At 38.6% G+C, this 11,860-nt stretch carries 10 protein-coding genes; 3 read left to right on the forward strand and 7 right to left on the reverse strand.

From position 1 onward, the window contains the following. Nucleotides 1–608 precede the first annotated feature (608 nt). Nucleotides 609–1,841 carry a tyrosine--tRNA ligase gene (gene tyrS / locus HMPREF0013_RS23550; protein WP_002115433.1) on the reverse strand — a complete coding sequence of 411 codons (1,233 nt, stop codon included), beginning with the start codon at nucleotides 1,839–1,841 and terminating at the stop codon, nucleotides 609–611. 61 nt (nucleotides 1,842–1,902) lie between these two features. Here tyrS and HMPREF0013_RS23555 point away from each other — a divergent pair, with 61 nt between their 5' ends. Both HMPREF0013_RS23555 and HMPREF0013_RS23560 read left to right on the forward strand, forming a co-directional pair. Further along, a complete protein-coding gene (locus HMPREF0013_RS23555) occupies nucleotides 1,903–3,030 on the forward strand; it encodes an anhydro-N-acetylmuramic acid kinase (protein ID WP_005804870.1) in 1,128 nt (375 codons plus the stop codon). A 126-nt stretch (nucleotides 3,031–3,156) separates the two neighbouring features. Next, nucleotides 3,157–3,999, forward strand: a complete 843-nt coding sequence (locus tag HMPREF0013_RS23560; protein ID WP_005804871.1) for an alpha/beta fold hydrolase — start codon at nucleotides 3,157–3,159, stop codon at nucleotides 3,997–3,999. Nucleotides 4,000–4,059: 60 nt separating this feature from the next. Here HMPREF0013_RS23560 and erpA read toward each other — a convergent pair whose 3' ends face one another. The 4 genes from erpA to HMPREF0013_RS23580 all read right to left on the reverse strand — a co-directional run bounded on the left by erpA (nucleotide 4,060) and on the right by HMPREF0013_RS23580 (nucleotide 8,143). Beyond that, the gene (gene erpA / locus HMPREF0013_RS23565; protein ID WP_002115421.1) at nucleotides 4,060–4,395 is read right to left on the reverse strand and encodes an iron-sulfur cluster insertion protein ErpA; all 336 of its coding nucleotides are present in this window, start codon (nucleotides 4,393–4,395) and stop codon (nucleotides 4,060–4,062) included. Between the two features lie 124 nt (nucleotides 4,396–4,519). Beyond that, on the reverse strand, nucleotides 4,520–5,524 hold the full coding sequence (locus tag HMPREF0013_RS23570) for a putative solute-binding protein (RefSeq protein ID WP_005804873.1): 1,005 nt from the start codon (nucleotides 5,522–5,524) through the stop codon (nucleotides 4,520–4,522). A 351-nt stretch (nucleotides 5,525–5,875) separates the two neighbouring features. Beyond that, nucleotides 5,876–6,883 (reverse strand): putative solute-binding protein, encoded by a 1,008-nt coding sequence (locus HMPREF0013_RS25065; RefSeq protein ID WP_002115480.1) that lies wholly within the window; start codon nucleotides 6,881–6,883, stop codon nucleotides 5,876–5,878. A gap of 255 nt (nucleotides 6,884–7,138) precedes the next feature. After that, complete coding sequence (locus HMPREF0013_RS23580) at nucleotides 7,139–8,143, reverse strand: putative solute-binding protein (RefSeq protein ID WP_005804874.1); 1,005 nt, start codon at nucleotides 8,141–8,143, stop codon at nucleotides 7,139–7,141. Between the two features lie 253 nt (nucleotides 8,144–8,396). Here HMPREF0013_RS23580 and HMPREF0013_RS23585 point away from each other — a divergent pair, with 253 nt between their 5' ends. Beyond that, nucleotides 8,397–10,325, forward strand: coding sequence for an ATP-binding cassette domain-containing protein (locus tag HMPREF0013_RS23585; protein WP_005804875.1), 1,929 nt, complete (start codon nucleotides 8,397–8,399; stop codon nucleotides 10,323–10,325). Between the two features lie 50 nt (nucleotides 10,326–10,375). Here HMPREF0013_RS23585 and HMPREF0013_RS23590 read toward each other — a convergent pair whose 3' ends face one another. Then, nucleotides 10,376–11,302 carry a hypothetical protein gene (locus HMPREF0013_RS23590; RefSeq protein ID WP_025464212.1) on the reverse strand — a complete coding sequence of 309 codons (927 nt, stop codon included), beginning with the start codon at nucleotides 11,300–11,302 and terminating at the stop codon, nucleotides 10,376–10,378. Between the two features lie 136 nt (nucleotides 11,303–11,438). Then, complete coding sequence (gene cybC / locus HMPREF0013_RS23595) at nucleotides 11,439–11,831, reverse strand: cytochrome b562 (protein WP_005804877.1); 393 nt, start codon at nucleotides 11,829–11,831, stop codon at nucleotides 11,439–11,441. Nucleotides 11,832–11,860 lie beyond the last annotated feature (29 nt).

Here is an 11,860-nt window from a genome sequence, read left to right on the forward strand (position 1 = left end):
TCTTCAATTCTCTTAATGATCTTCTTCCTGGTTCGTCACCAGCAAGCTAGGTCGGCTATATTACTCTTAATCTCTTAAAAGTCAACAGGTAATTTCGATATTTTTAAAACTTATCTCTCAAACCAACTTACCATCAAATTCATCACTTAAAGCAATCAACTTAATCACAAGTAACTGTTTTTCAACAAGTTTCTATCTGCATCACCGCCGATGGATGTGCATTATAGACCATCTCATTCCCTTTGCAAGGGGTATTTCAGCCTTTTTCACTTGAGTGCCGTTTTTTTCTACTATTTTGCGAAAAAAGTGATATATATGGCTTTTTTTTAGGCATTTTCACTGCCTTTTATTAATTTTATATTTAAGAATTTGGGACATTTTTAATTTCCTATGTCTTTAATAGAGTTTATAGACATATATAGTCCCTTAAGTCCAAAGAAATAATAGAGTAAACACTCTATTCCCAGCAATATTTCTTCTTGCTTTTAACTTACTTCATTTATTATTAATTATGTTTAGATGGTTCCACGTGGAACGTTGAATTGTTTTTGTGATCCAGAAATAAAAAAAGCAGGATTACTCCTGCTTTTTTAATCTATAACTTTTTATTAGTCAGTGAAAATTACACGTGCAATTGCTTTTTTACCTGATTGAATAATAAAGCTTCCGTTTTCTTTTACAGAGAAGCTTGCATCAACAGCATTCCAGTCAACTTTTACCGCACCACGAGCTACCGCATCTTTTGCCGCAGCTGCATTCGGATTTAGGCCTGCTACACGTAAAATCGTAGCAATAAAGATTTCTCCTCCAAACTCACCAAGTGAAATAGTCACTTCTGGTGTGTCTTCAGGTACTTCACCTTCTGTAATACGGTTACCAGCACTCTTATGGGCATTAGCAGCAGCTTCTGCATCATGGAAGCGTTCAACTAACTCAAGTGCAAGGATGCGTTTTACTTCTTGTGGATTACGACCAGCAGCAATTTCATCTAATAGAGCTTTGATCTCATCAAGAGATTTGAAGCTTAATAAATCGAAATAGCGTTCAATTAAAGAGTCTGGCATTGATAAAACTTTTTGGTACATTGCCCCTGGTGTATCAAATACACCAATATAGTTACCTAAAGATTTAGACATTTTATTTACGCCATCTAGACCTTCTAGAATCGGCACGGTGATACACACTTGAGATTCTTGGCCATAACGGCTTTGTAAAGTACGACCCATAAGTAAGTTAAAGGTCTGATCTGTACCGCCTAACTCAACGTCAGCTTCAAGCGCAATTGAGTCATAACCTTGAACTAAAGGATATAAAAACTCATGAATTGCAATCGGCTGATGATTGCTATAACGCTTAGTAAAGTCATCACGCTCTAACATACGTGATACGGTTTGCTGACTTGCTAATTGAATAAGGTCAGCAGCAGACTTTTGATTAAACCATTCTGAGTTAAAACGTACTTTTGTTTTATTCGGATCTAATATCTTGAAAACTTGTTCTTGATAAGTTTTAGCATTGGCTTCTACTTGTTCACGTGACAACGGCGGACGAGTTGCGCTTTTACCAGTTGGGTCACCAATCATCGCTGTATAGTCACCAATTAAGAAGGTAACCTCATGGCCCAAGTCTTGGAAAGTTTTTAGTTTATTAATAAGAACCGTATGTCCTAAATGTAAATCTGGTGCTGTAGGGTCAAAACCAGCTTTAATTTTAAGAGGACGATTCTCTTTAAGCTTTTTCAGTAAATCTTCTTCTGAAATAATTTCGTGCGTGCCTCGTTGGATGAGGGCAAGCTGTTCTTCGGCGGGCAAGAAATTTGACATCACAAAACCTAAACACATCAGTTATTCAATTTGTGCGATATACTAACATTTTTTCAGCGTCTTGCAGGGGAAGTTGCATATGAGCGCAATCTATATCGGCGTAATGACTGGCACTAGTATGGATGGTGTAGATATTGTTGCGGCTTCATTTGAGCCACTACAGCTTCATGCCACTCTTACAGTTCCATTCGAACCCGAGTTACGTGATGAGCTTATGGCATTAACTTTACCTGATGACAATGAAATTGACCGCATGGGTAAAGCTGATGTTGCTCTGGCCCAAATGATTGGTCATGGGATTAATACTCTCATTGAAAAGCATCAATTAGACCGTAGCCAAATTAAAGCAATTGGGTCACACGGGCAAACCATTCGTCATCGTCCAGAACATGGCTTTACGCTACAAATTGGCGATCCCAACATTATTACTGAAATTACTCAGATTCCGGTTGTTTCAGATTTTCGTCGTAGAGATATGGCAGCAGGTGGTCAAGGAGCGCCATTGGTTCCGGCTTTCCATCAAGCATTATTTCAACATCCAAGTATTCATCGTGTAATTTTGAATTTGGGTGGTATTGCTAATGTGAGTATGCTGCCTGCCAATAACAGTGACGGCGTATTTGGTTTTGATACAGGTCCTGCAAATATTTTGATGGATGCGTGGTGCCATCGCCATACAGGTCATCCATATGATGAAAATGGTGATTGGGCTGCTTATGGTCATCCTATCCGCTCTTTACTCGACCGTCTCCATGCCCACGAGTATTTTTCTAAAGAACCGCCTAAGAGCACAGGACGTGAAGACTTTAATATTGACTGGTTAGATGATCAGTTAATCGATTGGCGAAATGATTTAACTTATGATGAGTTAGAAGATACCCCTGAAAACATTCAAGCAACCCTATTAAAACTTACTGTGCGTGCCATTCAAAAAGCAATTTATCGTTCTGAGATGGAAACAGGTGAAGTATATGTTTGTGGTGGTGGAGCTTATAACTCTTATTTATTAGAACAATTACGTTGGCGTTTACGTAAACATAATTGGTCTGTTCAACCTACCGATGTGTTAGGACTTTCCCCTACTTGGGTTGAGGCCACAGCATTTGCATGGTTAGCAATGCGTTTTGTAAATGGTTTAAGTGGTAATTTACCAGCAGTCACAGGCGCTTCGGATTTCAGAATCCTAGGCACGATCACGGCGGTATAAAACTATTTGTTGACTGATTGGCCAGATTCGACCTCATAGCACATTTACTGACCCGAAATGCTGTTATTTAAATGAGCATAAAAACTCATGATAAATGCCGATAAAAATAATTTAAGGCATGTTTGTATGGATCTAACTAAACGTATTCATCAATACACACGTGGGGCTTGGACATTCGATGTGATTGATTCAGGCCCTATAGATGGTCCTCTCGTTGTTTTATTGCATGGTTTTCCAGAAACTGCTCATAGTTGGGAGCAGACTTCGGAATTATTGCATGAGTATCAATTTAGAACACTTGCGATTCATCAACGTGGTTATAGTTTAAATGCTAGACCTCAAAGCCGATTTCAATATTCCTTGAGTGAACTTGTAGAAGACGTAGCAAGTTTAATTAAACAGCTTGACCAGCCAGTTTATTTAATGGGGCACGACTGGGGCTCGGCAATTGCGTCAGGCGTTGCTATGAAGTATCCACAATATATTCAACATCTCACTTTAGTTTCTGTACCTCATCAAGCTGCATTTTTAAAAGCTTGTTTAAGCAGTAGACAACTTTTTAAATCTTATTATTTTGCAATTTTTCAGTTACCGATTCTGCCCGAACTTTTATTTAAAAAGATACCTAAATTGGGTCGTAAGTTTCTAAAGTCATCAGGCATGACTGAACAGCAAATTGCGATATTTGAGGCTGAGTTTATAAAGGAAAATAGATTAACCACGGCGTTGAATTGGTATCGTGGCTTTTTTTGGGACAAACCTCAAAATCCGTTTAAAGCCATAGATGTCCCCACTCTTTTTATTTGGGGTAAACATGATATTGCCGTTACAGAAAAAAGCGCCGAGCTAAACTCACATTATTTTAAAAATAGTTATGAAGCAGTTTTTATGAATGCGTCGCACTGGATTCCATATCAGAATGCACCTGAACTGGTACAATACTTTTTAGAATCTGTCCGTAAAAAATAATGATTTGATCAATAAAAAAACCTCTCAAAATAGAGAGGTTTTTTAAATTTTAAAATTCTTTTAAATCGAGAATGAAGAACCACAACCACATGTTGTTGTTGCATTCGGGTTTTGTACGATAAAACGCGAACCTTCAAGACCTTCTACATAGTCAACTACTGAACCAATAAGGTATTGGTAACTAAGTGAGTCAACCAGCATTTTTACATCGCCATTTACGAATTCTGCATCATCTTCATTTACGCTTTCAGCAAAATTAAAGCCATACGAAAACCCTGAACACCCGCCTCCTGTTACATACACACGTAACATGAGATCGTCATTCCCTTCACTATCACGGAGTTGGCGTACCTTATTGGCAGCATTATCTGTCAAAACTAGAGCTTGGGCATTCATGATGATTGTTCCTCGGATTTTGCTGTGCCTTTCAAAATAAAAAAGACCCTATATTGAGTATAGCATAATCAATATAGGGTCTGTCTTCGAAGTTTAAAGCGAATCTTGAGTATTTTTATCAAGATTATTTGTAATTCTCATCCTGTAAGCCACATTCGAAGTTTTTAGCATCTTGCTTACAACGGAATTGCCATAGTAATTTCATCATGCGTTTATCGTAGACACCGCGTTGTGTAAGGTTAATTCGAGACTCACGCATAAGCTTTTGGTAACCCGGTTTATCTGCTGCTGGGACATCCATCCAGTATTTTTGTGGAATATCAGCTTTCATCTTACCCAAGATGGTAAAAGCACGTGGTAGCTGACCTGAAACCCATTCCCTAGATTTCTGGCCAAAACCAGCTGGGAACTTATCAGGTCGGATAATAATATTTCCTGTGACCTGTAAGATTGGATAATTCACGATCGCACCTTTTGTTCCTAAACCTTTTTGTAGTTCTAAAGGCTTAAATGCTGCTGCTGGCGCACCAATAATATCAACTTGATGGTTATTAAATTTCGCACCAAAATTTGTTACGTCAGCACTCACAGCCTGTGCCCCGACCTGCTGAACCATAATTTTTTGTGCTTCATCATAGTCAAGCACAGCAATTTTCTTACCTGCAGCTTTCGCTACCGTATTGATGCTACGGTCATTTACCAAAAGGTAAGCATCACCAACCGGAATAACACCGACAACCTCATAGCGACCATTAACCATATATTTACTAAAAGTCGGACTCGCTAAACCTTGCATCACTTTTACAGCAAGCTTGAGATCAGGAATGGCCCCAATTGCATCTAATGATCCAGTAAATGAGTTAAATTGGCGACCACGCATCCCTGACACGCTAATACCATCACATTTACCCGCTTTAAAATCTTCAGCAATCACGGCTTCATTCTGGTTTACTTTAAGCTCGATATCAGCTCCCCAGTTTTTTGCGGCAAGTTGATAATCCTTCATCAGCGCATAAACGTCGCCATTTTTTCCAACGAAGTCAAAAACACATACTGTTTGTTTAGCCTCGGCTGCAAAAGAAACTGTGGTAAGTCCCATCGCAAGTAATAGCGTTTTGGAAAATTGCATATTCTTTTTCCTTTCCTTGTGGAGTTTTTGTTTTTCGATACCAAGAAATTTCACACCATCAGGTATGAATCGGATAGGCTTCATATAAAAATCATGATGGAATATTTGTATAGACCGTATTTGCTTTTATGATTTTATTTCCCTGAAAAATAGATAGCGAATGACCTATCTATTAGCAATTATTTTAATCACTCAAGTCCTTGATCTATTTTTATACCTTCATGTTTCCTTATGAAGTTTTTATCTAAATTTAGCTTAACGTCTTTCTAACTAACCACAATGGCAGAACTGACAGCGTATATAAAACAAAAAGCCTAGAACTCAGTCTAGGCTTTTTGAAAGAAATTAGGATTATTCACCAGGCATTGAACATTCAAAGTTAGCTTTGTCTACAGAACAACGCGCTTTTTTGAGTACAGACATCATTCCAGCATCGTAAACACCGCGTTTAGTTAAGTCCATACGGCCATCACGCAACATTTTTTGATACTTAAGTTTGTCTTCTGCACTTAAGTTCATTTTGTATTTGCCAGGAATTTGCGCTTCTAAACGGTTGATCATTGCAAAGCTCTTAGGTAACTGTTTAACAAACCAGTCACGAGATTTTTGACCAAAACCAGCTGGGAATTTATCAGAACGTAATACTAGATCTGCTGTAACGTGTAATACAGGGAAGTTCCACATTACACCGTTTGCGCCTAAACCTTTATTTAACTCTAATGGTTTGTAAGCATAAGCAGGTGCACCTACCATATCTACCTGACCATTGTTAAATTTAGCAGCAAAGTTTGAGATATCAGAAAGAACTGCTTGAGCTCCTACACGTTGCACCATAATTTTTTGTGCATCGTCATAGCCAAGTACAGCGAATTTTTTACCCGCAGCTTTTTCAACAGAGTTGATGTTTTTGTCGCGTACGAAAATGAATGCTGAACCTAGCGGAGAAATACCAGCAACTTCGTATTTTTTACCACCCATATTCGTGGTCATTTTTGCTGCATTACGCGCATCTAATACATAAGTAATTGCACGTTGAGCGATTTGGTTGTTTGGAACACCACCGAGTGAGTCGATAGATCCTGCGAATTTGTTATATTGGCGTGCACGCATTGCTGTCATTGCCACAGCATCACATTTACCCGCTTTAAAATCATTATCAGCAACAGCCTCGTCCTGACGAGGAACTAAGTTAATTTCAGTACCCCAGCCTTTTGCAGCAAGAGCCCATTCTTCCATCATTTTATATGAGTCGCCTGCTTTTCCTAAGAGGTCGAATACACATACGGTACTCGCTGCTTGCGCTGAAGCAGAAAAACCAACAACAGAAGCGGCAGCCATAGCAAGTACGATTTTTTTCATTTTCTTCATCCTTCCACGGAACAGATTTTTTGTTTGAAGTTTCCTTTCAAACACAGATATTAATCATGTTTTTTAGAAAAAAATAGAGCTTTTACTCAAATATTTTTATCTCATTGAACCATTGTTTGTTGGTTTTAAATTATTTATTAAAAGGAAAAATCGCTAATTTTCCGTAAGTTATTTTTTATATTCATAATTTTCATACCCATATTCAGCTTTGAAATATATGTAGCGTTTTTGTGTTTAAAAAATAAACTACTCCCCATTAAGCGTACATTCAAAATTTGTCCGTTCAACTGTACAGCGGGCACGCTTTAGCACACTCATCATTGTTGCATCGTATACACCTTGTTTTGTTAAGCTGAGGCGACCTTCACGTAAAATTTTTTGATATTTAGTTTTGTCTTCTGCTGAAAAATTAATTTTAATTTTTGAGGGTACACCCATTTCTAGCCGCTTTATCATGGCAAAATTCTGAGGTAATTTTTGTATAAACCAAGCACGTGACTTTATACCGAAATCTGTGGGGAACTTATCACTTCGGGCAATTAAATCACCCGTAACGTTAACTACGGGGAAAGTAAACATTGCCCCTTTCACGCCGACCCCTTTACCAATCTCTAAAGGTTTATAAGCATAGGCTGGTGCCGCAATTGCATCGACTTGGCCACTATTAAACTTTTTCACAAAATCGGTAATTTCTGAAGGAATGGGCTGAGCGCCAACGCTTTCCACCATAATTTTTTGTGCTGCGTCATATTGCAAAATAGCAAACTTAGTCCCACGTACTTTTTCAATTGAGTTGAGGTTTTTATCTCTTACAAATAAATAAGCCAATCCAATCTGAACAATACCAACGACCTCGTAATTGGTTCCAGTTTGTGTAGTCACCATGCGATGTTTATTACGCTTATCTAAAACATAACTAATAGCTTTTTGGGCGATTGCATTACTGGTTACCCCTCCAATCGCATCAATTGAACCTGCAAATTTATTATAATTTCGCGCCCGCATGGAGGTCATATAAGCGGCGTCACATTTTCCTTCACGCAGTCTACGGTCAACTAAGCCTTCATCTTGAAATGGAATTAAAGTGATATCTGCTTGCCATTCTTTCGCTGCAAGCGCCCACTCTTCCATCATTTTATAGGATTCACCTGACTTTCCTAATAAATCAAACACACAGACACTTTGCCCAGCATGTACTGTCCCCACAGCACAGCAAAATACTGCACCAATTATCCCCAATCTTTTTTTCATTTGACTTTCCTTAGTCTAGTTTTATTAGTAGCTCATTAATCAACCAAATTTCAAACTGTTTTTATTTTAGCCATATTTTTTTAAAAGTATTCTATCTTGTTCAATATTTTGAAAATTTCGGATGAATAGCGAAATTTAGAATGTCTGGATATATCTAATTATTAATACCTGCTCACTAAAATCCGGAAAGTTTTGTTTTCATCGGCAGTTCTCTTTAAAATACAGCATCCCTAACTCACCTCGATACAATAAGATGATTCAATTTGACCAAGTTTCTTTACGCCGCGGTGGACGTGTTCTATTTCAAAAAGCGTCTATGCAATTACACCCAGGTTGGAAGATTGGTCTAACTGGTGTAAATGGCGCAGGTAAATCGACCTTATTTGCTGCATTACTTGGAAGTTTAGGTGCAGATGAAGGTTCACTTACTCGTCCGACAGGCTGGACCGTGGCGCATATGGCGCAAGAAGTAAAAGCCCTAGATATGCCTGCAATTGATTTTGTTCTTTCAGGTGATGAAGAGTTTTGGGATATACAAAATAAGCTTGCTCAACCAGATCAACTGACTGATTTTGAATTGGCTAAATTGCATGGCCGTTTTGATGAAATCCATGGTTATTCAGCGCCCTCTAAAGCTGCGCAGCTCATGGCAGGCCTTGGTTTTCTAGAAAATCAATTACGTTTGAACGTTGAAAGCTTCTCGGGTGGATGGCGTATGCGCTTAAATTTGGCGCGTACCCTCATGAGTCGTTCTGATCTACTCTTACTGGATGAGCCAACAAACCACTTAGATTTGGATGCAATTCTGTGGTTAGAAGATTGGCTTAAAGCCTATGAAGGTACACTCATTCTAATTTCGCATGACCGCGACTTTTTAGATGCGATTACAGATCATATTCTTCACATTGAAAATCAAGAACTCACGCTTTACACCGGAAACTACTCTACATTTGAAACCACACGTAGTGAACGTCTTGCCCAGCAACAACAAGCTTTTGAAAAGCAGCAAGAAACACGTGCTCACTTACAAAAGTTTATTGACCGTTTTAAGGCAAAAGCAACTAAAGCTCGTCAAGCACAAAGTCGTATTAAACAACTTGAGCGCATGCAGCAACTTGCACCAGCCCATGTAGATACGCCGTTTACTTTTAGTTTCCGTGAACCAACTAAAATGAGTTCACCTTTGCTGACTTTAGACAACGCCAGCATTGGTTATGGTGATAAGCAAATAGCCGAAAAAATCAGATTACAAATTACGCCAAACTCACGTATTGGTTTACTGGGTATGAACGGCGCAGGCAAGTCAACATTGATTAAGAGCTTGGTAGGTGATTTACCACTCTTGGCAGGTGAACGTAAAGCTTCCGAGCTGCTTAATATTGGTTACTTTGCGCAGCACCAGATGGATGCTTTAGATGGTCACGCTAGCCCAATGCTACAGCTTGCCCGTATAGCAGATAAACAAATCAGTGAAGCCACTCTACGTTCGTTCTTAGGGAGTTTTGGCTTTAGTGGTGAACGCATGGATACACCATGTGAAAGCTTTTCTGGTGGAGAACGCGCTCGTTTAGCCCTAGCACTCATTGTATGGCAGCGTCCAAATGTTTTAATTCTCGATGAACCAACAAACCATTTAGATCTTGATATGCGTCATGCACTGAGCATGGCATTACAAGATTTTGAAGGTGCCGTTGTTCTGGTTTCCCACGAACGTCAACTTATTGCAAGTGTATGTGATGAGCTTCTTTTAGTACACGGCGGTAAATGTACTGAGTTCGAGGGTGATTTACAGGACTATGCTAAATGGCTACGTGAAGCACGTCAGCAACAAATCAATGCTCAGACTGCTGTGGCACAGAATAATTCGTCCTCTGCCGCTCCAGCGCCTGCTAAAGTTGATAAAGAAGCACAGCGTAAAGAAGCCGCTCGCCGTCGTGAACAGACTCGACCTATTCGTAAAAATATTGAAAAGGTTGAATCACAAATTGAAAAGCTACAACCACAGCTCGCCAAAATTGAAGAATCCTTAGCAGACACATCTTTATATGAGGCTGCACGTAAGGATGATCTACTCAAACTTATGAATGAGCAGACAGAGCTGAAAGCTAAACTTGAGCAACACGAAGAGCAGCTTTTGGAACTCATGATGGAATTAGAAGAAATGGAAGCTTCTTTTGATTAATCCATTTTCTAAAATAAAAAAGCCGATTTCTTAATCGGCTTTTTTATTGATTAGTAAGGCGTATAAAAAGCCCCCAATTCATTTAAATTGGTATTGATCGGTAAAGGCCAAACACTGCTTGATAAGCTGTCAGCAATATATAAATCGTATCCGCCTCGACTCCCTGTTTGTCCTGCAAGAGATACCACCATGTAACGCTGATCTAAAGGAGCTGGATCGGAAGTATCATAATTGGTGTTGTTAAATGGCAAACGTGTAGTTTGTTTATTAGCCATATCATAAATATAGATCTGGTCATGAGGATTTGTTGGGCTATACCAGCGCACATATAAGAACCGACTTCCTTGCCACCATACTGGATAATATGAAGCGATATTGGTCAGTTGTGTATCATAAGCACCCGACTGATCAATACTAAAAATTCTAGAATTATTTCCAGCACCTTTTGCATACAAAATTTGAGTGGTATTCACCATCGGATAAGGCATCGATTCTTCTATATCCCAACCATTTTGAGTCACAGAAGTCATCGTACGATCCGTCATTCTAATGATTTTTAGATCGCCATTTTGTTTAAAAATAATACGCTGGTTATCTATAAATTTAGGGTCTTCATCGCGCTTATTATTGCCTTGAGTTAAGTTAATAGGTAACTCAGTGCTTCCGACCTTCCATACATATATATCCCATGCATCGCCATAATGCTGCCCAGAATTCACTCCCATGAACGTTAACCATTTTCCATCTGGAGAGAAATGGCCATTCATCATATGGTCAATTTTCCAATTTGCGCCGAGTAATGTGGTCTGCTGTGTTGTGAAATTATAAAGATAAAGCTTACTGTCCCATGCCTCATAATCACTATAACGATGAAATACTAATTTTCCATAAAAGGTTGGGGCTATCGCAGCATGCAGTTGAAATAAACAATTAAAAAATATGATTCCAATGCATAAGAGTTTTTGTGTGTTTTTCATAATTATATTTCCTATTGTTATTAGTAAGTACCGCATAAAGAATATAACTTCGAATAGTTTACGTGTTAAACAAAATGCTTTTTTCGGATACAAAAAAAGGGCTAATGATGATTAGCCCTTTACCATAAAAAATCAATTATCTAAATTTTTTATGATTTTCATTTCGTATTTTGACTAAATTAATTGCTTCAGTTTTGGCTTGATCTAATTGTCCTTGCTCAACTAAAACAGTTACTTTATCAATTTCGGCAACAAGCTGATCTAAACCAGTTTGGTACTCTTTTACCTTTACATTTTCTGATGGCAAACCTTCGAGTTTATGCGGCAAATATTGCTTAGAAGAAACTGCTGCTTCACGCATTACAACAAGCTGTTTTTTCGCGTTATCAGCATCTTTCGCTTCAGCAAATGCTTTAGTACTCTTCGCTAAAGTTTTCATATTCGTTTCTAGGTCTGCCGCCCAAACAGCAGAACTTCCTAAAAACACACATGAAATTAATAGGCTAGCTAATAATTTCTGACTCATCATTCTCTCCCTAGACTGATTTAGAATCATGT

The organism is Acinetobacter sp. SH024 (assembly GCF_000163635.1).
In the GTDB taxonomy this organism is placed as follows: Bacteria; Pseudomonadota; Gammaproteobacteria; order Pseudomonadales; family Moraxellaceae; genus Acinetobacter; species Acinetobacter pittii.